At 48.7% G+C, this 22,717-nt stretch carries 25 protein-coding genes; 2 read left to right on the forward strand and 23 right to left on the reverse strand.

Going from position 1 to position 22,717, the window contains the following annotated elements; all coding sequences use genetic code 11:
- The first annotated feature begins 43 nt into the window (after positions 1-43).
- The gene (locus BUR42_RS10720; protein WP_074239224.1) at positions 44-1,552 is read left to right on the forward strand and encodes an MFS transporter; all 1,509 of its coding nucleotides are present in this window, start codon (positions 44-46) and stop codon (positions 1,550-1,552) included.
- Between the two features lie 36 nt (positions 1,553-1,588).
- Here the strand turns inward: BUR42_RS10720 and BUR42_RS10725 are convergent, their stop codons facing one another.
- The 11 genes from BUR42_RS10725 to BUR42_RS10775 all read right to left on the reverse strand — a co-directional run bounded on the left by BUR42_RS10725 (position 1,589) and on the right by BUR42_RS10775 (position 10,618).
- Positions 1,589-2,569 (reverse strand): GSCFA domain-containing protein, encoded by a 981-nt coding sequence (locus BUR42_RS10725; RefSeq protein ID WP_074239225.1) that lies wholly within the window; start codon positions 2,567-2,569, stop codon positions 1,589-1,591.
- A gap of 22 nt (positions 2,570-2,591) precedes the next feature.
- On the reverse strand, positions 2,592-3,440 hold the full coding sequence (locus tag BUR42_RS10730; protein ID WP_084185507.1) for a hydroxymethylglutaryl-CoA lyase: 849 nt from the start codon (positions 3,438-3,440) through the stop codon (positions 2,592-2,594).
- A gap of 24 nt (positions 3,441-3,464) precedes the next feature.
- The gene (gene rlmB / locus BUR42_RS10735; protein ID WP_074239226.1) at positions 3,465-4,244 is read right to left on the reverse strand and encodes a 23S rRNA (guanosine(2251)-2'-O)-methyltransferase RlmB; all 780 of its coding nucleotides are present in this window, start codon (positions 4,242-4,244) and stop codon (positions 3,465-3,467) included.
- Between the two features lie 18 nt (positions 4,245-4,262).
- Entirely contained in the window at positions 4,263-4,820 is a 558-nt protein-coding gene (locus tag BUR42_RS10740; protein ID WP_074239227.1) for an NUDIX domain-containing protein, read from the reverse strand.
- Between the two features lie 69 nt (positions 4,821-4,889).
- A complete protein-coding gene (locus tag BUR42_RS10745; RefSeq protein ID WP_074239228.1) occupies positions 4,890-5,330 on the reverse strand; it encodes a GNAT family N-acetyltransferase in 441 nt (146 codons plus the stop codon).
- On the reverse strand, positions 5,317-6,252 hold the full coding sequence (locus BUR42_RS10750; RefSeq protein ID WP_074239229.1) for a GNAT family N-acetyltransferase: 936 nt from the start codon (positions 6,250-6,252) through the stop codon (positions 5,317-5,319). The genes BUR42_RS10745 and BUR42_RS10750 overlap by 14 nt, the downstream gene beginning before the upstream one ends.
- Positions 6,236-7,147: an EamA family transporter gene (locus tag BUR42_RS10755; RefSeq protein ID WP_074240538.1), complete on the reverse strand. Its 912-nt coding sequence runs from the start codon at positions 7,145-7,147 to the stop codon at positions 6,236-6,238. The genes BUR42_RS10750 and BUR42_RS10755 overlap by 17 nt, the downstream gene beginning before the upstream one ends.
- Before the next feature lie 79 nt (positions 7,148-7,226).
- Positions 7,227-8,654, reverse strand: a complete 1,428-nt coding sequence (locus BUR42_RS10760; protein ID WP_074239230.1) for a pyridoxal phosphate-dependent decarboxylase family protein — start codon at positions 8,652-8,654, stop codon at positions 7,227-7,229.
- Positions 8,655-8,794: 140 nt separating this feature from the next.
- Positions 8,795-9,304 carry a methylated-DNA--[protein]-cysteine S-methyltransferase gene (locus BUR42_RS10765; RefSeq protein WP_234979652.1) on the reverse strand — a complete coding sequence of 170 codons (510 nt, stop codon included), beginning with the start codon at positions 9,302-9,304 and terminating at the stop codon, positions 8,795-8,797.
- The gene (locus tag BUR42_RS10770; RefSeq protein ID WP_074239232.1) at positions 9,264-10,148 is read right to left on the reverse strand and encodes a DNA-3-methyladenine glycosylase family protein; all 885 of its coding nucleotides are present in this window, start codon (positions 10,146-10,148) and stop codon (positions 9,264-9,266) included. Before BUR42_RS10770 ends, BUR42_RS10765 begins: the two co-directional genes overlap by 41 nt.
- Positions 10,145-10,618 (reverse strand): DinB family protein, encoded by a 474-nt coding sequence (locus tag BUR42_RS10775; protein ID WP_074239233.1) that lies wholly within the window; start codon positions 10,616-10,618, stop codon positions 10,145-10,147. Before BUR42_RS10775 ends, BUR42_RS10770 begins: the two co-directional genes overlap by 4 nt.
- A gap of 100 nt (positions 10,619-10,718) precedes the next feature.
- Between BUR42_RS10775 and BUR42_RS10780 the strand changes: the two genes are divergently transcribed.
- Positions 10,719-12,137, forward strand: a complete 1,419-nt coding sequence (locus BUR42_RS10780) for an aminotransferase-like domain-containing protein (protein WP_074239234.1) — start codon at positions 10,719-10,721, stop codon at positions 12,135-12,137.
- A 48-nt stretch (positions 12,138-12,185) separates the two neighbouring features.
- Here BUR42_RS10780 and BUR42_RS10785 read toward each other — a convergent pair whose 3' ends face one another.
- From BUR42_RS10785 to BUR42_RS10840, 12 genes are all read right to left on the reverse strand, one after another.
- Positions 12,186-13,304 (reverse strand): ABC transporter permease, encoded by a 1,119-nt coding sequence (locus tag BUR42_RS10785; RefSeq protein ID WP_074239235.1) that lies wholly within the window; start codon positions 13,302-13,304, stop codon positions 12,186-12,188.
- Positions 13,304-14,410: an ABC transporter permease gene (locus BUR42_RS10790; RefSeq protein ID WP_074239236.1), complete on the reverse strand. Its 1,107-nt coding sequence runs from the start codon at positions 14,408-14,410 to the stop codon at positions 13,304-13,306. Before BUR42_RS10790 ends, BUR42_RS10785 begins: the two co-directional genes overlap by 1 nt.
- Before the next feature lie 4 nt (positions 14,411-14,414).
- Positions 14,415-15,146, reverse strand: coding sequence for an ABC transporter ATP-binding protein (locus tag BUR42_RS10795; RefSeq protein ID WP_074239237.1), 732 nt, complete (start codon positions 15,144-15,146; stop codon positions 14,415-14,417).
- Positions 15,143-16,054, reverse strand: coding sequence for an ABC transporter ATP-binding protein (locus BUR42_RS10800; protein ID WP_074239238.1), 912 nt, complete (start codon positions 16,052-16,054; stop codon positions 15,143-15,145). Before BUR42_RS10800 ends, BUR42_RS10795 begins: the two co-directional genes overlap by 4 nt.
- A 6-nt stretch (positions 16,055-16,060) precedes the next feature.
- Entirely contained in the window at positions 16,061-16,957 is an 897-nt protein-coding gene (locus BUR42_RS10805; protein WP_074239239.1) for an HlyD family secretion protein, read from the reverse strand.
- Between the two features lie 2 nt (positions 16,958-16,959).
- Positions 16,960-18,219, reverse strand: a complete 1,260-nt coding sequence (locus tag BUR42_RS10810; RefSeq protein ID WP_074239240.1) for a TolC family protein — start codon at positions 18,217-18,219, stop codon at positions 16,960-16,962.
- A gap of 50 nt (positions 18,220-18,269) precedes the next feature.
- Positions 18,270-18,878 (reverse strand): TetR/AcrR family transcriptional regulator, encoded by a 609-nt coding sequence (locus BUR42_RS10815; RefSeq protein ID WP_074239241.1) that lies wholly within the window; start codon positions 18,876-18,878, stop codon positions 18,270-18,272.
- Positions 18,879-18,955: 77 nt separating this feature from the next.
- Positions 18,956-19,432, reverse strand: coding sequence for an acyl-CoA thioesterase (locus BUR42_RS10820; RefSeq protein ID WP_074239242.1), 477 nt, complete (start codon positions 19,430-19,432; stop codon positions 18,956-18,958).
- Positions 19,433-19,572: 140 nt separating this feature from the next.
- A complete protein-coding gene (locus BUR42_RS10825) occupies positions 19,573-20,334 on the reverse strand; it encodes a glucose 1-dehydrogenase (RefSeq protein WP_074239243.1) in 762 nt (253 codons plus the stop codon).
- Positions 20,335-20,392: 58 nt separating this feature from the next.
- Entirely contained in the window at positions 20,393-20,662 is a 270-nt protein-coding gene (locus BUR42_RS10830) for an ArsR/SmtB family transcription factor (protein WP_074239244.1), read from the reverse strand.
- 64 nt (positions 20,663-20,726) lie between these two features.
- Positions 20,727-22,202 carry a cardiolipin synthase gene (gene cls, locus BUR42_RS10835; RefSeq protein ID WP_084185509.1) on the reverse strand — a complete coding sequence of 492 codons (1,476 nt, stop codon included), beginning with the start codon at positions 22,200-22,202 and terminating at the stop codon, positions 20,727-20,729.
- 105 nt (positions 22,203-22,307) lie between these two features.
- Positions 22,308-22,697, reverse strand: coding sequence for a hypothetical protein (locus tag BUR42_RS10840; protein ID WP_074239245.1), 390 nt, complete (start codon positions 22,695-22,697; stop codon positions 22,308-22,310).
- Between the last annotated feature and the right edge of the window lie 20 nt (positions 22,698-22,717).

Consider the following 22,717-nt stretch of genomic DNA (forward strand, 5'->3'; position numbering starts at 1 on the left):
ATTAAAGTATTTCTCTATCTTTTCGGGATAACAATTTCACATTATGAGTTTACCGAATCAAAAGCAGAGTATCTGGCAAGTGATATTCGCTTCGTCTGCAGGCACCTTAATAGAGTGGTACGACTTCTACATCTTTGGTAGTCTTTCCCTGATATTATCTGAAAAATTCTTCCCGGACACCAATCCCACCCTCTCTTATGTAGCCACCCTGGCCACGTTTGCGGTAGGTTTCATTGTACGCCCTTTCGGCGCCATCGTATTTGGCAGGCTGGGTGATATGGTGGGCAGGAAATATACTTTTCTCCTAACCCTTTTGATCATGGGGGGCTCAACTTTTGCTATCGGCCTTATTCCCGGGTACGCTACCATAGGCATACTGGCCCCCATCTTAGTATTGATCCTGCGCCTGGCGCAGGGGCTTGCACTGGGTGGTGAATATGGCGGCGCGGCTACTTACGTGGCGGAACACTCTCCCGCAGGGCGCAGAGGTTACTATACCAGCTTCATTCAAACCACGGCCACGCTTGGATTATTTGTATCCCTGGGCGTGATCCTGGCCACCCGTACTACTATGAGTGCTGAAAGCTTTAATGAATGGGGATGGCGCATTCCTTTCTGGTTAAGCATCCTGCTGGTACTGATGAGCTATTACATCCGTATCAAACTGCACGAATCCCCGCAGTTCGTACAACTGAAAGCAGAAGGTAAAACTTCCAAGAACCCTATCAAGGAAAGCTTTGGTAATAAAGAGAACCTGAAACTGGTATTGCTGGCGCTCTTTGGTGCGGCTATGGGTCAGGGTGTTGTTTGGTATACCGGGCAGTTCTACGCTTTATCCTTTTTACAGAACACCATGCATGTGGAGTTTGTGCAATCCAATATCATCATTGCAGTAGCCTTGTTCTTCGCTACGCCTTTCTTCATTTACTTCGGCCACCTCTCTGATAAGATAGGCCGCAAGAAAGTGATGATGACGGGTATGCTCATCGCGGCCCTCTCCTACTATCCCATCTATAAAGCGATGGATAATACAACTGACCTCAGCAAAAAAGAAGAGGTGAGCAGCGCCTACCGCGTGGAAAGCAGCCTCACCCCGCAGGAAGGCGGAAAGTTCTCTGAAAGGTCTGCCAGGATCCATGTGTATACAGATAGTACAGTGGTGAAAGAGATCACCACTACTTCTGCAGCCGGCAAAGTGGATGTGAAGAAAGAAGTAACCGTGAGCAAAAGCAACCAGGCATGGCTGATCCTGCTTATTTTCATACAGGTGATCTTTGTAACCATGGTATACGGTCCCATAGCGGCCTTCCTCGTGGAATTATTCCCTACCCGTATCCGTTATACTTCCATGTCCCTGCCGTATCATATCGGTAATGGCGTGTTCGGTGGATTGTTGCCGGCTATCTCTACCCTGCTGGTTACAAAATACAATAACCACCTGGCGGGGCTGATCTACCCGATCGGTATTGCATTGATCTGCCTGGTGATAGGATTGATCTTCATTAAAGAAAAGAAAACAGCAGACGGTTTTGCAGAAGTGGCAGACGTTTAAACATAACAATAGCTGGTGTGCCGATGGGCATGCCAGCTATACTTTCCCTTCAAAATACCCCAACTCCTCTCCCATTTCCAAAAAAGGATATGCTGCTGCCAGGGCCTTTGTTTTCTTCGCATAAGCCTGTAAGAACTGCTGATGCTGCGGCGTTTGCGGGTTAAAAGGGCGGTGATGCCTGGCCCTTGTTATTTCCATCACCTGCTGCAGAATCTTTTGCCCTTCAGGACTGATGCAGTTGCTGGCAAAGTTGTCCCAAACGTAATTAACAGCCAGTTCATTAGGGTGTACAAGGTCTTCCTTATAAAAACGGTAATCGCGCAGATCATCTATCACCAGTTCGTACGCAGGGAAATAAAAAAGACGGTTGAATTTATTCACCAGGTGATGTACAGCCTGCAACAGGATGGCCTTGCTCAGGTTGTTCTCTACTACGCCATCTCTGACATATCTCACCGGGCTCACCGTGAAAAGGATATTCACTTTCCGGTTCTGGAAGAACAGGCGGTGCATCATGTTATCCAATGCAGCAATGATCTCATTGGCCGTTAATAAACGTTTATAAAAAGCCTGCTCGGGTACTTTATGGCAATTAGCTACAATGCGGTTGTTCTCTTTGAGTGCGTAGGCATGTGCGCTGCCTAAGGTGATGATCAGCCAGTCGGCTTCTTTTAAACGTTTAGCTGCTGCGGCCTGTGAATCGTTGATGTGCTTTAATACTTTTTGTACAGCATCCCCGGAGAAACGGGAATGATGGTCCCAGCTATGCCAGAGGTCTTCGTGCAGGAACAGATCGTTTGCGGTGTACTCTTTTCCATCCAGGTAGCTTTGCATGCTTTGTGCAATGCTGAGGGGATTGAAGAGGATGCCGTTGGGATTGATGTTAACGTTAAACTTGTTCTGCTGCAGGCGCGCGCCGATCTCTTCGGCAAAACAGGAGCCGGTGAGCAGCAGCTTGTCAGTATATTGAAGGGATGGCTCTATGGGAGCCACCGGAAAGGTTAAGCGGAAGTTCATGCTGCAAAAGTATCAAATTGAATTAATGCCGGAACACCTTATCTGCCAGCACACCTGCCTGTAGAAGCTTTTCTAAAGGGAAAGGCAGCGGGATGTTCCGCTTCTGGCAAAAAGCAGCGAGGTTTTCTGTGGCAATGTTCCCCACCAGGTCGTCCTGCGCCATGGGGCAGCCTCCTATTCCACGCAGCGCACTGTCGAACCGGCGGCAGCCGTTATCGTAAGCGGCAGCGATCTTTTCTTCCCAGGCCTGCGGGGTGGAATGAAAATGTGCGCCGAATTCAATCTCCGGGTAAGCGGGAATAAGATGTGAGAAGAGTTTGGAAATATTTTCCGGGTTAGCGACACCTACCGTATCTGCCAGGGAAATGATGGGAATGTTCAGTTCTGCAAAAGCGTTGGCCCAATGCAGCACTACATCCGTATCATACGGATCGCCATAAGGATTACCAAAGCCCATGGAGATATAGATCACCAGCTGTTTGCTGTTCTTTACGCAAAGCTCCTGGATGGTCTGCACCTCCTCCATGGATTCCGCGATGGTTTTATTGGTATTGCGGAGCTGGAAGGTTTCAGAAATGGAAAAGGGGAAACCGAGGAAGTTTACGGCTTCGTGGGATACTGCATCTTCTGCTCCCCGCACATTGGCCACAATGGCCAGTAATCTGGTTTTGGAAGAAGGATGGATGCCCTTGAGCACAGCGGCCGTATCTGCCATCTGCGGAATGGCTTTGGCAGACACGAAGCTGCCGAAGTCCAGGGTATCAAATCCTACTTCCAGCAAGCTGTTCAGGTAACTGATCTTTTCTTCTGTTGGTATCTGCTGCGGCCACCCTTGCATGGCGTCCCGCGGACATTCAATGAATTTGATCATATCCGTTGCTATTTTATCGGCAAATTAACCCTTTACGGCCATACGGTGACGCATGGCTTCAAACAGGATGATCCCCGCCGCTACCGATACGTTAAACGACTCAAAATCGTTCTGCATGGGAATGTAGAACTGCTGGTCCGATGCTTTGAGCAGGGCCGGGTATACCCCTTTATCCTCAGAACCCATGATCACCGCTACCGGCTCCTGCCAGGGCAGGTCAAATAAGGCTGTTTTGGATTCCATTTCACTGGCCATCACTTTAATGCCGTTGAGATGCAGGGTGTCTATGGCCTTCAGCAGGCTGTCTACCCGGCAAACGGAGATCCTTTCCAGCGCACCGGCGGAAGATTTAAGGGCTTCTTCATTCAGGGCAGCAATACCCCTGTCCGGTATAATAATGCCATGGGCACCGCAACAAACGGCACTGCGGGCAATGGCGCCTATATTACGCACATCCGTGATCCCGTCCAGGATCAGGAAAAGCGGGGTCTCTCCTTTTTCTACTACATGGGAAATAACGTCCTGGAGGTCCAGGTAGGCTACTTTAGCGGTTACTGCTATCACGCCCTGGTGGTTGGCCTGCGTTAAGCCGTTGAGCTTCTCCATCGGTACGGTGTTGATGGGCACTTTCAGCGAGGCGGCCAGCTGGCGGATCTGGGGGATAATGTCCCCGGTTGCGGATTTCAGTAAAAATATACGTTCAATGGGCTTCCCGGCCTTCATAGCTTCCAGCAATGGCTGGCGGCCTATGATCAGTGAAGATTGTTTCGGCTTGGGAGGCGATGGCTTAAATCGATTGTTCATCGCGGCAAAGATAAAGCATCAAAGCTCACCTTCCAGCATCATGAGCTTAATCTTTTGGATAGCAGCAATAGAGAGGGAATCTGTTATCTCGTGGTTCTTTACCATCTGGTAGGCTTTTTCGAAGTGTACTTTCTGTACCAGCAACTGTTCTGTTTCCTCCGGCTGCGCTTCAAACTGTTCCAGCCCCTGGGCGAGGTATACAATACCAAACTCATCGCTCACGGAATTGGACAGATGCATCTGGATGATCATGGACCAATCCCTGGCTACCAGCCCGGTTTCTTCCAGCAGTTCCCTTTTGGCAGCATTGAGCGGGTCTGATCCCAGTGGCCCACCTCCTTCCGGGATCTCCCAGCTGAAAGCCTCCAGCGGAAAACGGTACTGCCCTACCAGGTAAAGCTGCTGATCCGTATCCAGCGCTACCACGCCAATGGCCAGGTTCTTGAAATGTACCACCCCGTAAATGCCTGCCCCTCCGGAGGGGTTCAGCACCTGGTGCTCGGTTACACGGATCCATTTGTTCTCGTAAGGAACGGCGGAATCGAGGATCTGCCAGGGATTCTGTTGTATGTTCATCGCACAAATATGCATAAAAAAAAGTGAGAACACAACGAGGCATCCTCACTTAAACGGGTCTATATATGGTTAAATGGAGAGATAATAATAGTAGAACTCATCGTCCCGCTTAAAGCCTGTATCCTCGTACAGGGCCTGGGCCGTGATATTGTCCGTATGCGTTTGCAGCATAATGTACCTCGCATTGGTAAGCTCTCCCAAAGCCCTGGAGGCGGCGATCAGGCCACGTGCCGCACCTATCCTCCTGTGAGCAGGATCTACAAAGAGATCGTTCAGGATCCAGGCCTTTTTCATACCAATGGAAGAGAATACAGGGTATAATTGTGTGAAGCCTACCACTTCATCGTTATACAGCGCCACAAATATTTCGCTTTCCCCTTTGGCCAGCCGTTCCGCGAGATAAGCTTTTGCGCCCTGCAGGTCCGGGGCCTGCTCATAATGCTGCCGGTATGCATCAAACAGTTCTGCCAGCCGGGGCAGATGTGCGGCGGTTGCTTTAGTAATTTGCATGTACAGGAAATATTTGAGCCAGGTGATGGTTCAGGTGACGCAGGTAATCTTCTGCAATGTATTGTAAGGACACGGGGGCATTAGGCCCTATCACGCAGATGTGCTGCAAAGCCCTTGCCGGTATCAGCGGCAGGATGCGTACGATGTGCAGGTTCTGTATGCGCCAGATGTCTATGATCTCCTTCCAGTCCGTTCGCTGGTAAGCTCTTACTTCTACCCAGAAATTCTGATTATAAGCGGGCAGCTCTACGTACTCCGCATGCTGCGCTCTCACAAAGCGGGTGTAATTATTCAGGGCAGAATCTATGAGGTGACCAAGTATTTCCTTTTTACTCCATTTGGAAGGCAGCTTTTTTTCGCCGGCTTCTTCTTCCGAAAAGCGCAGGAGCTTTTCAGTGGTGGCTTCCACCACTTCCCACAGTGCTTTGCTCAGGTCTCCCAATGGTGGCTTTTCCAGCGTTATGGCCATTTTAATATTACATCTTTCATAACCGCCTTTCTCCAGTTCCACTTCTTCAAATCCCAGCTTGCGGTACATATTGATAGCTGCTGCCTGTTTGGTGTTGGAATACAATACCATGCGGCTGAAACCGGCTTCTGCGGCACGCAGCAATAAAGTGCAGCCCAGCAGCCAGCCCAGCTTGCGGCCCTGGAAACTTTCATCCACAGCCATCTTCGTCATCTCCACCGTGCCTTCATCTAACTGCTTATAGGCTACGGTGCCGGCTATCTGATCATCCACCGCTACAAAGATGATATCTCCGCCATGGTTGATGATATATTCCTGCGGGTTGCCCAGCACAGCAATGTCTATCGGCTCTAATGTATAGTCCTTTTTGATCCAGGCACTGTTCAGCTGCTCAAAATCTTTCTGCAAGGCAGGATGCCAGGATAAGATGCGGATGTCATTTGCTTCGTTCATAACTTTTGTTCTTGTTAAAGGCATTGTTCACGAGATATACACCAAACAAGGTAACCAGGCAGGACGCCCCGATCGTCCAGTTGAGCTTTTCGCTCAGGATGAGCCAGCCCAGTACCACCGCCACAATGGGGTTCACGTACGCATAAATGGAAACAAGCGAAGGCGGCAGATTGTTAAGTGCAAAAACGTATGCGGAATAGCCTAATAAAGATCCTATAAAAATGAGGTATAATAAACTTCCCCATAATTCACCCGTAAAACTGGAAGATTGCAGATGCTGCCCTGTAACTACGGCTATCAGTAACATTACCAGTCCGCTGAACAACATCTGGAAGCCGGCACCATACAGGTAGTTTACACCCAGCGCCCATTTGGCGGTGAGTACGGAACCCAGCGCCCAGAACACGCAGGCCACTACAATGAGGATCACGCCTAAACGGTACTCCGGGTTCATCAGTTCTTTGAGATGATCGTAAAAGATCCCGCCTATGCCGACCATGCCGATCACCATCCCTAAGACCAGCTGAATGGAGATCCTGGTCTTTTGTACCAGGAAGTAACTGAAGATGGTGATCCATATGGGAACGGTGGCCGCTATGATAGCGCCCATTCCACTGGGAATGTATTGCATAGCCCAGGTCATGAGCCCGTTACTGCCGCACAACATCAGCACCCCTATTACAAAGAGCCTGGAGAGGATCGGCAACTCAGGGAGTTTATATCCCCTTAACATAAAGAAACCCACCAGTATAACACCAGCGGCGGTTTGCCGCAAACCTGCCAGCATAATGCCATGCATGTGCTGCACACCGATACGTGATGCCAGGTAAGTGGTTCCCCAGAAAAAACTAACTATGATCAACGCCAGGTAGGCGCTTGTATTTGACTTCTTCATGATGGAGCGTTCGATACGGTTAATGATAAACTGCAACGGGTAGATACCCATTGCCACTTACTAATATCAACCTCTAAAATCAATTATTATCTACGATGGCAGATAAATCAGCTATTTCAGCGGCTACAGTTTCCAGTTCTGCAACAACCTTGTCTATATCCTGGTCCGTGGTGCGCCAGTTTACGAGGGCTGCGCGGATAGCAGGTGTTCCCTTGTAATTGGTTGGCGTAACATACACCACGCCGCGCTTGACAAGCTTTTGCAGGAAGAGGTTCACATGTTCCTGTAACATTCGCTGCGAATGGTTCAGCGTAAAGCAGACAACGCACAACCGCACAGGTGCCAGCAAGTGAAAGCGCTCACTCTTAGCGAGCCGCTCTCCTAATTGCTGGGCGAGGCGGATATTGGTTTCTACCATATCTCTGTAACCTTCGGCCCCGTATGCTTTCAAAGAGAACCACGCTGGAAGCGAGCGCAATCGTCGTGAGTTCTCCGGGGCATAATTAATGTAATTAAAATTTGCTTCGGGGTCGCCGAGATAAGCGGCGCCCGCATTCTGGAATACGGATAACTGTAACAACGGATGCCGGGTGAAGACCATCGCGGAATCGTAAGGTACGTTCAGCCACTTGTGGGCATCTATCGTAATACTGTCCGCGCCTTCCCAGCCATTCAATAAGTGTTTGTAACGTGGGCTTACGGCAGCAAAGCCACCGAATGCCGCATCTATATGTAACCAGAAATGATGTTCTTTCTTTAAAGCAACAATGGCTGCGATATCATCGAAGTCTACCGTGTTCACGGTACCTGCATTGGCCACATAAATGAAAGGCTGTGCAGGATGCGCTGTTATCCATGCTTTCAGGGCAGCTACATCTACTGCTTCACGTTCCGGCAATACCGGTAGTTTCACCAGTGCATTACGGCCAAGGCCCAGCATGCTGAGTGCTTTGCCAATACTGGAATGTGGTGTACCACTGAGGATGGTCACTTCTTTCAATGCAACAGCGCCTTCTTCTCCCACATCCACTCCCTGCTGAATACCCAGCCATTGCCTTGCGGTGGCCAGTGCCGTGAAGTTGGACATGGTAGCGCCACTCACAAAACATCCCAGGAAATCTTCCGGTATATTAAATAATTGTTTCAGCAGGTGCAGCGTTTCTGATTCGATGGTGTAAGAAACAGCTGTTTTGTCTCCGGGGTTCATATCAAAGGTACCCGCCAGCCAATCTCCTGCCAGTGCAGCAGGAGTAACACCGCCTGTTACAAAGCCGAAATAACGCGGCCCCGCATTCCCTGTCAGATGATCTCCGTACTTGTTATCAAACAGCTCCAATGCTGCTGCAGTACCGATGCCTTTTTCCGGAAGTAAAGACGCCGGGAATGCAGGCAGCATACCACTAACAGGCAACTCATTCATCTGCTGTAAAAAATCAGAAGCATACCCTGCCGTTTGCGTTAAGAGTTCGTTTATTTCTGCGAGGTCCTGGCGGAAAGTTGCATTCATGTCAGTTAGGTTTGGAGGTCTGTAATGACGCAACAAAATTCCAACATTTCCGCTAAATAAAACAGATTCAGTTTTGGGTATTTTGACCAGATCAGATGGGTTGATCAAGAATAATGATCAGTGACGAATGCGTTTCGTCATCAGAACAACATGCCTCCGCGTTCATGGTCCAGCAACCATTGCTTCCGCCATAACCCGCCGGCATAGCCGGTTAGCACGCCACCGCTACCTATTACACGATGGCAGGGTACTACAATGGCCAGCTGATTTTTACCATTGGTAGTTCCAACTGCTCTGATACTTTTTACATTTCCTACCCGTTTGGCAAGTGCCAGGTAAGTGATGGTATGCCCGTAAGGGATAGTAGTGAGGTAATGCCATACTGTTTGCTGAAAGTCTGTGCCAGGCTGACTTACAGGCAGGTCAAACACTTCTCTTTCTTTCCTGAAATATTCCTGTAACTGCTGCACACTATTAAGCAGCAAGGCAGGCGGGTTATTTGTTGCAACATCTTTCTTCTCTCCATCTATAAAAGAAACGGCGCTGATATATTCCGCGGTTCCGCGTATGGCCAGCAGGCCTACGGGAGAATCCATATAGACCAGGTGCTCATCCATGATAGAGGGAGCGCCAGCAGTAGAAGGTTGCATAAGCTGCATGATTTTGCCAGTGTTGTGTGAATGCTTTTACTTCGGACAAAGCAGGTTTTGCCGCTAAGTTCAGCTGGTTGCGTAATGCATTGTGTAAACCCGCATCTTCCAGCGGTAATGCCTGCGGATGCTGCGCGAACTTCATCAGTACATAATTGGCGCTCCAGTTGCCGATACCTTTGATAGCTACCAGTGTTTCCCGGGCCTGTTCATAGGGCATTTGCTGCAGGACCTCTTCCGTGAGTTCTCCTGCTGCCATTAACTTCGCCACGCGGATAATCCCTTCTGCTTTGGTACGGGAAAACTGCATCACGGTAAGGTCTTCCGGCTGCAGGGATGCTATCACGGCCGGATGCGGATAGAGGTAATGATCCTCTAAGGCGTAACCAAAGGTTTGTACCAGTCTTTGCTTCAGTGTATATGCAAAAGAAAGATTGATCTGCTGGCCGGTGATGGTCCAGGTGATGGCTTCAAAAAGATCAGGAATACCAATAAGGCGAAGGCCATTGAATGATCTGACAAGCGGAGCCAGTAAAGGATCTTTTGCAGCGAAGGCATAAAAGCCCTCCATGCTGCCATCCAGGTGCATCCATTTGTTGAGGAAATCGCGGATATAAACGGTGCCGCTTTCATTCACTTCTCCCTGCAACACTTCTGCCACCAGGGCCTGCTGCGCAGGATCTTCACTGATCTTCAGCAGCACGGGGATCCCTTCCGGCGCCAGTAGTTTATATATGCTCTGTTCCTTTACATGGTGTAAACATTCACGTGGTGAACGGTTCAGGAACAGCAGGCATTCAGCAAAGCTGAAATGCGGATAATCTGTAATCGGTATAACGATCATTTACCGGGAGTATGGATCAACTGAATAATAGTGAATAAGTGATGTGCTTCATGCAGCAGGAACATTTCCAGCCATCCCGGAATATTGAACACGCCGTACTTCATATGTTTACCGGTGCGCGACAGGTCCTCCGCATCAATGTTATCCACCAACCGGATCAGTTCTGTGCGCTCTTTGCGGTAAATGGACAGTAATTCTGCATTGCTGAGCTTGCAATAAGAAAGGAAGAGCGGATCTGTATCGCCAAAATAAGCAGGAAAAACAGGATCATCTTCATTCAGCACTTTCTGTAAACGTGCTTTGAACACAGGCTGAAAAGCCACGAGGTGCGCTGCATTCTCCAGGGCCGTCCACTTCCCTTCCCTCACCCTATCCTCCAGCACTTCCTGTGCAACTTCTCCCGTAATGTCTTCCAGCGCTAAATGTTGCGTACGTAAACGTGTATCAGTGGCAATCGGAATTTGTAGCATGGTATGAATTGGTTAAACGGAGGATGAAATTATACAATTAAATCAGAATAAACAGATTCCATTTCCGTAATTTTGGCCATATCAGTACAAATTTCCCATCATGGAACATTTATATATGCAGGTTGCTGAACGCATTCAGACGATGATTGAAAAAGAAGTGATCAGGATAGGCGACAAACTGCCTTCCGTACGTTCGCTGAGCAAAGAACAGGGCATCAGTATGAGCACGGTGTTCCAGGCATATTATCACCTGGAAAGCAAAGGATTCATAGAACCCAGGCCTAAATCCGGCTATTACGTGAAGTTTTCCCCGCGCCGCATGCCGGAAATGCCCAAGATCTGCCGGCCTGTTAAAAAAGCTACGGAAGTGAATGTGAGTGATATGATCACCGAAGTGTTCTACCACCTTTCCGATGATGATGTACTGCGCTTTTCCCTGGCCGCACCTCCTGAAGAACTGCTGCCTGCTGCCAAACTCGGCAAATCCATGATCCAGGCCATGCGGGACCTGCCTGCCGGCGGCGTGAACTACGAGAACCTGCAGGGAAATGTGAACCTCAGGCGCCAAATTGCCCGCATGAGCCTGCAATGGAACGGGAATATCACTGAAGATGATATAGTGACCACAACGGGCTGTATGGACGCTTTAACGCTCTGCCTCTCCGCTACCACACAACCCGGCGATGTAATTGCCCTGGAAAGCCCTGCTTACTGCGGCACCTTTCAGCTGGCAGAAAGCCTGGGCCTGAAAGTACTGGAAATACCCACCAACCCGGTTTGCGGCGTAGACCTTGAATATCTTGATAAAGCCATCCCCAAGTTTAAGATCAAAGCCTGCGTATTTGTCACCAACTTCAACAATCCCTTAGGTGCTGTAATGCCCGATAAGAACAAACGGGAACTGGTGAAGCTCATGAACAAATACGATATCCCGCTGATAGAAGACGATATCTATGCAGACCTCTACTTCGGCAAGCTCAGGCCTTCCAGCTGCAAGCAATACGACCGTAACGGGAATGTACTGCTCTGCAATTCCTTCTCCAAATCCCTGGCACCGGGCTACCGTGTTGGCTGGACCATGCCGGGGAAATACAAGGATAAAGTTCTACGCCTCAAGCTCAACCACTCCGTATCCAGTGCCACACTGCCACAGGCAGCTATTGCACATTTCCTGGAGAACGGCCGGTACGAGCACCACCTGCGCAACCTCCGCAAGCAGATCCATACCCAATGCCTGCGTTACCAGCAGGCCATTGCAGATTATTTTCCGGAAGACACCTGCGTTACACGCCCGCAGGGAGGCTATGTACTCTGGCTGGAACTAAACCAGTCCATCAACACTTTTGAAATGTATGAGCTGGCCATGAAACGCAAAGTGAGTTTTGCACCCGGCAGGATCTTTTCACTACAAGACCGTTACAACAACTGCCTGCGCATCAGCCATGCCAGGCCCTGGAGCAAACAGGTGGAAGACGGTTTAAAGACCATCGGGAAACTGGCGCAGCAGATGATGATGTAAAGAAAAGCCAGGGCAGTAATGCCCCGGCGTCTGTTACCTACAACTGTACTAAACTGTTTTACGGTAATTCCACACAGCAATGCTGTTGATCACTACCGCAAACACTAGCATCATTCCAAGGTAATACCGGATGTCTGCCCAGCCACTGCCTTTCAGCATTACCATCCGTATCACTTTTATAAAATAAGCTATGGGGTTGATCAGCGTGAGCTTTTGTGCCCAGCCCGGCATACTTTCTACCGGCGTGAACAATCCACTCATGAGAATGAAAATGATCATAAAGAACCAGGTGATGAACATGGATTGCTGTTGCGTTTCCGTAAAGGTGGACACAAGCAGCCCCATTCCCAGCATCACCACCAGGTAAATAGCTGCAAACAGGAACACATACCCGATGCTTCCTACGATAGGAATGTTGAACACCAGCTTGCCCACTATCAGGCCAAAGCTGAGTTCAAACAAAGCAATGATCCAGAACGGCAGCAGTTTGCCGATGATGAAATGATGTTTGCGGATAGGCGTTACATTCAGCTGCTCTATAGTGCCCATTTCTTTTTCCTTCACAATGTTCATCCCGGACAAAAATGCGCCGATCAATGTTACCAGTACTACCAATATGCCCGGTACCATAAAGAACTTGTAATTCATATCGGGGTTATACCAGTAGCGGGAAGATACGTCTATATGCTCCGGGGCATTGTCTTCATCCATCGCCAGCCAGTCCAGCCTGATCTGCCGGTTGAAGCTGCTGATGATACTGACCGCATAACCGTTTGCCAGCCCCGCTTTGCTGCCATTGATGGCATTTACCAGCATTTGCACTTTCACTTCATCTTCCCGCACAAGGTCCCGCTCAAAATGCCGGGGGATCGTGAGGATCAGGTCTGCCTTATTAGCTTCAAGGTCTTCGTATGCTTCTTTTGGATTGAAGGTTTGTTTATTGAGGGAGAAGTAACCTGAAGACAGTAGCTTATCCCTCAACTGGCGGCTCCAGCTGGAGTTATCCTGGTCTACGATATCAACGGATAGATTTTTTATCTCGTAATTCGCCGCAAAGGAAAGCACCAGTAACTGTACCACCGGTACCACAAAGATGATCGGCAACATGGCACGGTTGCGGAAGATCTGAAGGAACTCCTTCTGTAGTATAAAGAATATCGTGCGCATCAGCTTAACCTGGTTTTAAAGTTCCGGACACTTAATACAAGGAAGAATAAGGTCATTCCGCCGAGGATCGCCGTAGGTAATAATATTTGCCTTAGCCCTGCCCCCTTGAGCATCACATCTTTGAGGATGATGATGAACCATTTGGCAGGAATGATGTTTGAAATGATCTGTAATGGCCCGGGCATGCTTTCAATCGGGAATACAAACCCGGATAAGAGGATGGTTGGCAATAACAGCGCCATCATGGAAATCATCATAGCCGTTTGCTGTGAATTGGTGATGCTGGAAATAAGGATGCCCAGCGAAAGCGCTGTAAGCCCGAACAGGCCGCATTCTCCCAGTAACAACAACAGGTTTCCTTTAATGGGCATGCCAAAGATAAAGAAGCCCATCCCTAAAATAATGCATGCTATTATAAAGGATAGTGCGATGTAAGGCACTACCTTCCCTGCAATAATGAGCATAGGCCGCAAGGGCGAAACCAGGAGTATTTCCATGGTACCTAATTCCTTTTCCCTTGTAATGGTAATGGAGGTCATCATAGCAGACACCAGCATGAGGATGAGCGTCATTACACCGGGAACAAAGAGGAACACACCTTTAAGGGAAGGATTATATTCCATCCGTACTTCCGTATTAATGGTCAGCGGTAATTCAATCCTGCCTGTTAGCTCCTGCTGGTATTGCCCGATTATAACAGTGGCATAATTGATAACGGTGGTGGCGGTATTGGGATCAGAGGCATCGGCCAGTAATTGCACCGGTGCTTTTTTCTGGTGATAGAACTTATCGCCAAAATGGTCCGGGATCACTACCACCAGTTTAATATCTCCTTTATGAAAAGCGGCCTCTATCTCGTCTGCGGACCGCAGATGCTGCTTAACCGTAAAATAACCGGAGGAAGTCATCTTCCGGATCATCTGCTGGCTGTAGGTATCGCGTGCATTATCCAGCACGCCTATCTGCACATGATGGATCTCATTGGTGATAGCAAAGCCAAACAGCACGATCAATATAACGGGCATGCCAAAGAGGATCAGCAGCGTGCGCTTGTCGCGGAAAATATGGTAGAACTCTTTTCGTACAAATACGATGAACTGGCGCATGGTGTTAAGATTTGGCCCTGGCTAATTGCAGGAATACATCATTCATGGAAGCAGCATTGAATTGCGCTTTCAGCTTTTGCGGCGTATCCAGCGCTTTGATCTTTCCATCCACCATAATGGAAATGCGGTTGCAATATTCCGCTTCGTCCATATAGTGGGTGGTCACAAAGATGGTCACGCCCCTGTCCGCCGCTTCGTAGATCAGGTCCCAGAACTGGCGGCGGGTAATGGGGTCTACCCCACCCGTGGGTTCATCCAGGAACACGATGGAAGGATCGTGCAGCACAGCAATGGAAAAGGAGAGCTTTTGCTTCCAGCCTAAGGGCAGCGAACTCACCAAATGACCGGCTTCCTTTTCCAGGTTCAGTTGTTGCAGCAGTGCATGTGTTTTGTCTTTGATCTGCTGATTGCCCAGGCCGTAAATACCGCCATAGAAACGGATATTTTCTTTCACGGTTAAATCCTCGTACAAAGAGAACTTCTGGCTCATATAACCAATGCTTTGTTTCACCTTCTCCGTTTGCGTGTACACGTCAAAGCCAGCTACTTTCGCTTCTCCGCTGCTGGGCTTGAGCAATCCGCAGAGCATGCGCATGGCAGTGGTTTTACCGGCGCCATTGGCGCCGAGGAACCCGAATATTTCTCCCTTTGCCACTTCAAACGTGATGGCATTGGTGGCAATGAAATCGCCAAAACGTTTGGTGAGGTCTTTGGTTACGATCGCATAGTTACTCATACCGCTTCGTTTTGTTCCTGCATCAGCTGCATGAAGGCATCTTCAATACCTGCTTTTGCGGTGGTGATAACAAGGCCCTGGTGTTTGTTTGCCAGGTAAGCTTTTAATTGCTCCACATCCGTGTGCAGTGTTACGTGCAGGTATTCACCAAATGCATAACAACTGTCCGTTCCCTCATAAGCGCGGATATCCCTGATGAGGTGATACATATTATCCGCCCGCGCAGCCCAGATCTTTTTACCGAAGCCGGCCACAATAGCAGCAGGTGTATTGATCATCATGATCTCTCCTTTCTGCATCAGCGCTACCCTGTCACATAAAATGGCTTCATCCATGTAAGGGGTGGATACCAGGATGGGGATACCTTTTGCTTTCAAGCGCTGCAGCATTTCCCAGAACTCTTTGCGGGATACAGGGTCTACACCGGTGGTGGGTTCATCGAGGAACAATACCTTGGGTTTATGCACCAAAGCGCAGCATAACGCCAGCTTCTGTTTCATTCCCCCGGAGAGTTTACCTGCGGGGCGTTTTTTAAAAGGTTCTATCTGTTCGTAGATCTCTTTAATAAGCTCATAGTTCTCTTCCACCGTGGTGTTGAAGATGGTGGCAAAGAAGTTAAGGTTCTCTTCGATGGTAAGGTCCTGGTAGAGGGAAAACCTGCCAGGCATATAACCTACCTGCGAGCGGATGGCCCGGTAATCTTTCACCACATCCGATCCGTTCACGGTTGCCGTACCTTTATCCGCCAGCAACAGGGTGGCCAGGATCCTGAACAGGGTTGATTTTCCGGCGCCGTCCGGCCCGATCAGCCCAAACAGTTCACCTTCTTCCACCGTGAAAGAAATGTTCTGCAGGGCCTTTACATCCCCAAAACTTTTATGGATATTTTCTACAACTATAGGTTGCATGATCTTTTATTTAGAAAGCCTTATCTCACCCGGCATACCTATTTTCAGGCTGCCATCGTTTTGTACCCGTACTTTCAGGGCATATACCAACTGTACCCTTTCCTCACGCGTCTGGATTGTTTTGGGCGTAAACTCCGCGTCGCCGGAGATCCAGCTTACAGTGCCGGGGAGGCTTTTCATTTCACCATTCGGCAGATCCGTTTGTACCGTTACCTGCTGGCCTGTTTTCACCAGTCCTAACTGATCACCGCTGATGTATGCACGGAGGTACATGGTATTCAGGTCTGCGATCTTGTACAACGGTTTTCCGAAAGTGACCACCTCTCCTTTCTCTACGTATTTAGTGAGTACGGTCCCCTGTATGGGATTGATCACGCGGGATTGCGCGAGTTGTTCCTTCACCTGTTCCACCTGTAATTCAAGCGGCTGCGATTCACTGTTCAGGCCGCTGATCTGTGTATTCAGCGAAGAGGAAGTAGAAGCGTATTGTTTTTCCAGTAAGGCAATGGCCGCATTGATATCGTCCAGTTGTTTGGGTGTGGCGGCATTGGCCTTTAAGAGGTTCTGGATCCTTTGTTTTTCCCTTTGCTGCGTAGCGATCTGCTGGCGGATCACTTCCAGTTGTGGTGCGATCTCGGGGCGTTTACTTAACACTGCTTTGATATTGGCACCCAGTTGTGCTTTTTTGAGGTTCAGCTGGATGGAATCAATTCCACCTACCAATGCATTGGCCTGTAATACGGCGCCTTCTTCCACATCAAAACTGAGCAGGCGGCCGGAGGCTTCTGCAGATACGATGATCTCCGTGGATTCAAAGTTGCCGTAGGCATCGGCAGCATCATCTTTCGATCTGCATGCAGTGAATAATACGATCAGCGATATAACTGTTAAGGTTGTTTTCATGTTTAATATCCTTTAATGACCTGGTAATATAATGTGGCATACACCCATTGGATCTCGTGTGTTTTATGTGCAATCACGGCCTGCGTTTCTGCATGCAGGTCTGTGAGGTAATCGTGTACGGTGAGTACACCATTATCCAGCTGCGCGGCAGATACTTCTTTCACTTTGGTACGCAGCTGCACGATCTCTTTATCTTTTTCCACGGCCTGCTGTAAGTTGGTGATCTCTGAAGATTGCTGCACCAGCTGCATCTTTGTATTCAGCGTAAAGGCTTCTGACTGTGCCTGGATGCTTTGCTCCTGCTGCTGCAACACGGCCCGTTCTGTTCTGTTATAACGCCAGTTCCAGAGCGTCCAGTTAAAACGGATCCCTGTCATGTAGTAGAAGTCGAACTTATTCTCCAGCATGTTCAAACCCGGGCGGCCGTATCCTCCCTGTGCAAAGGCGCTGACTTTCGGCAATGCTTTGGTGCCGGTGAGTTTGGATTGTTGCTGTAATACGTTCGTTTGGTATTTGTAGAGCTGTAACTCGGGGCGCTGTAATTCTTCCGTTTGGTTGGCAACAGAAAGCGGGAGTTGCAGCTGAAGGGATGCCGGCAGCTCTTTACCGGTGAGCAGGCTTAACACCTGTATAGCTGCGCGTTTACCGGTCTGTGCTTCGAATAACTGCTGTTCTGTTCTTAAGAGTTCTGCTTTGAGGATATCCACCTGGCTGGCCAGTATGGTTCCGTTATCAACGCCTGCCTGCTGACGCTCCATTTTTTGTTTCACTTCCTCCATCATCTTTTCGCGTGCTGCAATATTCTCCTCCCAGAGCAAAGCATTGAAGTAGGTTTGCAATACCTGCTGGCGGAGCTTATATAATTCCACTTCCACCTTCTGCTGTTCTGCCAGTTTAGTTACTTCCTGTAATTCCCGCTGGCTCGCAGTGGCACCGCCATCGTACAACAACTGCTTCACATCTATGGTGGCCTTATACTGGTCTTTGGATAATTCGGGGATGTTCATGCCCGGCAGTTTGATGGGGATCTGTGTTACTTCAGACTGATAGGTAGCCTGGCCATTCAGTTCCACCTGTGGCAGGTAATTGGTTTTGATGTTCTGAACCTGCAGCCGCGTCATATTATCCAGCACCTGCTTCTGTTTCAGCAGGGGATAATTGCGCCTTGCCGACTGCTGCGCCGAGTCCAGGCTTAAGAACTGCTCCTGTGCGGATACCTGCAGGGAAAGCAGTAACAGCAACAGTGGAGGGATCAATTTCATAACTAACTATTTTATTTAACTATTTGGTTAATAGCAGGACAAAAAAATATTTATGGTCGTAATGACATTAGAATAAACTCCGTTACAGATTTTTTCCGCTCTTCCATCAGTGCGCTGTATTGCTGGTCATTCATGCCAAACACATTGCTGATCAATGGCCTGGCCACGAAGGGGAAAATGCACATACTAAGCATGTTCATCATCAGTTGCATGGGATTCATCTTACGGATAGTACCTTTTTCCATTTCCACCAGCATTTCTTTCATGAATTGTTTAATGTCCGGGAAATCGGGGGCATGCACAAATCTTTCAACAATCCTGTCCGGGTTCTGGTTTATTTCGTTGATGATAAAAACAGGCAGGTGTGGATTGCCGGACAGGAAGGTGATATAATGATCCACCGCTGCCGCTACTTTTTCCTCAAAGGCCATTTCCCCTTTAAAGATCACATTGATCCTTTTCAGCAGGTTCTCCATGGCTTCCTGGAATACCATGTCGAACAGTTTATCCTTGCTGCGGTAATAATAGTGCAGCATGGCTTTGTTGATCCCTGCTTCATCGGCAATATCCTGCATCCGGGCGCCTGCCAGGCCCTTTTGCATGAAGATCTTCTTGGCTGCGTCTATGATCTGTTGTTCTGTGGTGTTCGTCGTCTGCATATCTAACTATACTGTTTAACCATTTGGTTAAACTCAGCTCAAAGGTATAGATTCTGCGGATTTCTCCAAATAAAAATTTAAAAAGATTGCAGTACGGCCCCTACTCTCTGGTCGAAAGTGTCTATCCCATTGTGTTCTACCCGGATGGATCCCAGGAGGTTTAGCAGGGCTTCATCGTGTTCCGCTTTTTTGCCGGTTTTCAGGTCGATGTGTACGAATTTGGACCAGAGGAAGGCCTTTACTTTCTTTTTGGCTTCGTCCGTCATCCACATTTCCACGAGGATGTGATTATTGGAAAATTCCAGTACACGGGAGAAGATGTGTACTTTTTCTGCTACCAAAGCAGGTTTGAGGTAAGAGATCTGGTGCTGGGCTACAACCCAACCCACCCCTTTCACCGCATAATCTTTCAGGTGCATGTTATAGGTGGCAGCCAGGTGATCTTCCCGGGCATTCATGAAATAATTGATATAGGAGGCATTGTTGAGATGGCCAAAGGGATCACAGTCGCTAAAGCGGACTGTATACAGCGCTTCCGGTTCTTTGATGATCATGTTGCATGGTTTTGGAGACCCGAATGTAAAGAAAAAGCCGGGTTCAGTGCGAAACTGCCCGGCATTGCTCTGTCAATTGTTTTAAACGCATTAATCAGGGTTCACAACGGATCATGAAAATTATGCAGTCTTACTAATCTTTAACCCAAAAGTACCTGGGAGGATACTCCTCCATCAATAGTATATTCCGAGCCCGTGATAAACGAGGCGTCTGAAGAAGCCAGGAAGGCAACCAGCTTGGCCACTTCTGAAGACTCGCCTGCGCGGTTCAGGGGAACACGTTCTTTTACCTGGTTATTGAATGCGGTGCGGGTGGCATCATCCATCCCCAGTTTGTCGAAAATAGGGGTGTTGATCGGTCCGGGATTCACGGTGTTTACACGGATGTTCCTCGCTGCCAGTTCACTGCTCAAAGTGCGGCCCAACGCATTGAGAGCGGCTTTGCTGGCGGAGTATACAGAGGTGTTTGGCATTGCGGTGAATGCATTCACGGAAGACAGCAGGATGATGGAAGCGCCATCATTCAATAATGGTAAGAATTTTTGTACGGTAAAGTAGGCGCCTTTGAAGTTGATGTTCATGATGCTATCAAAAGCAGCTTCTGTTACGTCAGCAACAGGACTGAAAGTGCCTATCCCGGCGTTGACAAACAGCACGTCAACTTTTCCGAAATGTTCTTTCACGGTGTTTACCAGTGCGTCTGTATCTGCGAGGCTGGCCTGGTCAGCGATAATACCCAAAGTACCGTTGCCCAGTTTGGTTGCCGCCGCATCTACCGCAGCGCGGTTACGACCTGTAATGATAACCTGTGCTCCTTTTGCCACGAATTCTTCAGCCGTAGCGTACCCTATGCCGCTGTTACCGCCGGTAACAACAGCTACCTTGTTCTTTAAGGTGCTCATTAGTGTGTGTATTTGTATTGATTTATTTAAAAATATCGATGTATTAGGGCAAAAAAAATCAACTCAGTTGCAAGAAGAAAGATGAGAGGTGTTTCATCATTTCTTTATTAATGGCCAGCTGTACATTCCGGCCTTCTTTTGTGCTGATCAATACGCCGCTATCTACAAGGATCTTGATGTGATGGGAAACAGTAGGTTGGGAAAGACAGGTCAGGTCCTGGATTTCTCCACAACAAACAGATTCATTCCTTGCTATCTTCATCAGTATAGCCATCCGGTGTTTATCTGCCAGTGCATTTGCCGCCTTCTCTATCAACGCTGCGTCCATGATGCAAATATACATACATTTTCGAAACATCGAAATATTTCGATCTATTTTTTTTAGAAGGCATTTACAATAAGGGGGAAAAGAGGCGTACAATGGCTTCCCCGAGGCGTGCCATGCGGCCGCGGTTGCGCCATTGTTCCAGGTGCAGCTCTGTGCTGTGAAGGGTATCCTGCAAAAAGGCCTCGGTGAGCTTCCAGTTCATGTCTTTACTATACACAAAGGCGTTTACCTCAAAATTGAAGTCGAAGCTGCGGATGTCCATATTGGCGGTGCCCACTACGGATAGGTTCTCGTCCACCACCATGGTTTTGGCGTGTACAAAGCCCTTCTGGTAACGGAAAATGCGCACGCCGCAGGTGAGCAGTGCTTCAAAGAAGGATTCTGAGGCTTTGTTCACGATCCGGCTGTCGCTCTTGTCCGGCACCAGCAGGCGTACGTCCCTGCCGGACAATGCGGCCATTTGCAGGGCATTGAGGATAGATTCGTTGGGAATGAAATAAGGTGTGGTAATATATACAGAGCGTTCTGCCTGGTTGATGGCAGCCAGGTAAGAGAGCATAATGGAGGAACGTTCTGAGTCCGGGCCGCTGGCGGCGATCTGCACAAGGTCCTCCCCTGTTACTTTGATATCCGGGAAAAAATCCTGGGTAATGGGCAGGTCTGCTTCCGCGCAAAAGTTCCAGTCTCCCATAAAAAGGAATTGCAGGGTATGTACGCCCAGGCCTTTTATGCACAAGTGGGTATCTCTCCAGTAGGGCCATTGGGGATGTGCATCCCGGTAACGGGGGGAATTGATGTAACGGTCTGCCACATTAATACCGCCGATGAAACCGGTATGCCCGTCTATTACCACTATTTTACGGTGGTTCCGGTAATTGAGGCGGTTGGCCAGCAGGCGCACGCGGTAGAAAGGATATACTTCAATGCCTGCTGCCCGCATCTGGCGAAGGAAACGGCGGTTGATGTCGCTGCTGCCGAAATCGTCGTAAATGAAACGCACCTCCACCCCTTCTTTGGCCTTTTGCATGAGGATGTCCATGATCTCCCGGCCTATCACATCTTCTTCAAAGATGTAGTATTCCAGGTGAATGTGGTGTTTGGCAGCTTTGAGTGTTTCTACCAGGAGAGGGAACTTTTCTTCTCCGTTGAGGAGTAGCACGGCTTCGTTATCTGCCGTGATGGGGGATAAGGAATCCCTGAAAAGCAAACGGGCGATGCCGGTTTTATTTGTTACGAGGTCAGAATGTTCGATGAGGGTCTGGCGGCTTTCCTGCTGGAGGTATAACTGCAGCTTTTCGCTGAGCCTTACATTACTCATCCATTTACGGCTGTAAATGCGGTTCACGCGGCGGTTCATGCCTACAAGCAGATAGATAAGCACCCCGATACCGGGCAGGAAGAAAAGCACTAAGAGATATGCCAGTGTTTTACCCGTGGACCGGGCTTCCAGCAATGCTTTCACAGCCACCCATGCTGTAATGCCATACAGGATAATGATGGAGATCGTTTGCCAGTGGTCCTTCAGGAATTGCAGTATCATCGTTCACAATAATACGTTTTTCGGGGCACAAAAAAGCCGTACTATACTGCGTGCATTCTTCTACGTTATTTGCAGTATAATACGGCCACGATCTTTTAAGGCTGCTTAGTTGTTGCCGCCACCACCACGGTTACCACCGTTCTGGCGCATCTTCTCCTGTGCTTCCTTGTACTTTTTGAACTGGTCCTCTGTGAGGATGCCTTTCACTTTTTCATCTCTTTCAGTGCTCAGCTTCTGGAATGCTTCCCTGTCAGGACGGTTGCCGGAGGCCTGTGCGTCTGCACGCATTTTCTCCATTTGTTTGTAAGAGTTAGTGAATACAGAATCCAGCTTTGTTTGCTGATCTTTATTCAAAGACAGTTCAGTGGTCAGTCTTTCAATAGTAGCTTTTACGCGTTCTTCAACGGAACGGCGCTGACCGCCACCTTGTTGTGCAAAAACGCTGATGTTCATTGCCAGCAGGAAGGCCAGCATCAGCATGATCCTTTGTTTCATGATTAGAGGGTTTTTGTAGA

It is taken from the genome of Chitinophaga niabensis, assembly GCF_900129465.1.
In the GTDB taxonomy this organism is placed as follows: domain Bacteria; phylum Bacteroidota; class Bacteroidia; order Chitinophagales; family Chitinophagaceae; genus Chitinophaga; species Chitinophaga niabensis.

Coding starts and splice junctions, on each gene's coding strand:
- BUR42_RS10775 (WP_074239233.1), bottom strand. CDS start 10,618: ATGCTACAAATTCCGATTGCCACTGATACACGTTTACGTACGCAACAT.
- BUR42_RS10805 (WP_074239239.1), bottom strand. CDS start 16,957: ATGAAAACAACCTTAACAGTTATATCGCTGATCGTATTATTCACTGCA.
- BUR42_RS10830 (WP_074239244.1), bottom strand. CDS start 20,662: ATGGACGCAGCGTTGATAGAGAAGGCGGCAAATGCACTGGCAGATAAA.
- BUR42_RS10795 (WP_074239237.1), bottom strand. CDS start 15,146: ATGAGTAACTATGCGATCGTAACCAAAGACCTCACCAAACGTTTTGGC.
- BUR42_RS10825 (WP_074239243.1), bottom strand. CDS start 20,334: ATGAGCACCTTAAAGAACAAGGTAGCTGTTGTTACCGGCGGTAACAGC.
- BUR42_RS10750 (WP_074239229.1), bottom strand. CDS start 6,252: ATGAACGAAGCAAATGACATCCGCATCTTATCCTGGCATCCTGCCTTG.
- BUR42_RS10840 (WP_074239245.1), bottom strand. CDS start 22,697: ATGAAACAAAGGATCATGCTGATGCTGGCCTTCCTGCTGGCAATGAAC.
- BUR42_RS10760 (WP_074239230.1), bottom strand. CDS start 8,654: ATGAATGCAACTTTCCGCCAGGACCTCGCAGAAATAAACGAACTCTTA.
- BUR42_RS10740 (WP_074239227.1), bottom strand. CDS start 4,820: ATGAACATACAACAGAATCCCTGGCAGATCCTCGATTCCGCCGTTCCT.
- BUR42_RS10720 (WP_074239224.1), top strand. CDS start 44: ATGAGTTTACCGAATCAAAAGCAGAGTATCTGGCAAGTGATATTCGCT.
- BUR42_RS10745 (WP_074239228.1), bottom strand. CDS start 5,330: ATGCAAATTACTAAAGCAACCGCCGCACATCTGCCCCGGCTGGCAGAA.
- rlmB (WP_074239226.1), bottom strand. CDS start 4,244: ATGAACAATCGATTTAAGCCATCGCCTCCCAAGCCGAAACAATCTTCA.
- BUR42_RS10765 (WP_234979652.1), bottom strand. CDS start 9,304: ATGCAACCTTCTACTGCTGGCGCTCCCTCTATCATGGATGAGCACCTG.
- cls (WP_084185509.1), bottom strand. CDS start 22,202: ATGATACTGCAATTCCTGAAGGACCACTGGCAAACGATCTCCATCATT.
- BUR42_RS10790 (WP_074239236.1), bottom strand. CDS start 14,410: ATGCGCCAGTTCATCGTATTTGTACGAAAAGAGTTCTACCATATTTTC.
- BUR42_RS10725 (WP_074239225.1), bottom strand. CDS start 2,569: ATGAACTTCCGCTTAACCTTTCCGGTGGCTCCCATAGAGCCATCCCTT.
- BUR42_RS10780 (WP_074239234.1), top strand. CDS start 10,719: ATGGAACATTTATATATGCAGGTTGCTGAACGCATTCAGACGATGATT.
- BUR42_RS10815 (WP_074239241.1), bottom strand. CDS start 18,878: ATGCAGACGACGAACACCACAGAACAACAGATCATAGACGCAGCCAAG.
- BUR42_RS10810 (WP_074239240.1), bottom strand. CDS start 18,219: ATGAAATTGATCCCTCCACTGTTGCTGTTACTGCTTTCCCTGCAGGTA.
- BUR42_RS10755 (WP_074240538.1), bottom strand. CDS start 7,147: ATGAAGAAGTCAAATACAAGCGCCTACCTGGCGTTGATCATAGTTAGT.
- BUR42_RS10785 (WP_074239235.1), bottom strand. CDS start 13,304: ATGCGCACGATATTCTTTATACTACAGAAGGAGTTCCTTCAGATCTTC.
- BUR42_RS10730 (WP_084185507.1), bottom strand. CDS start 3,440: ATGATCAAATTCATTGAATGTCCGCGGGACGCCATGCAAGGGTGGCCG.
- BUR42_RS10770 (WP_074239232.1), bottom strand. CDS start 10,148: ATGATCGTTATACCGATTACAGATTATCCGCATTTCAGCTTTGCTGAA.
- BUR42_RS10820 (WP_074239242.1), bottom strand. CDS start 19,432: ATGATCATCAAAGAACCGGAAGCGCTGTATACAGTCCGCTTTAGCGAC.
- BUR42_RS10800 (WP_074239238.1), bottom strand. CDS start 16,054: ATGCAACCTATAGTTGTAGAAAATATCCATAAAAGTTTTGGGGATGTA.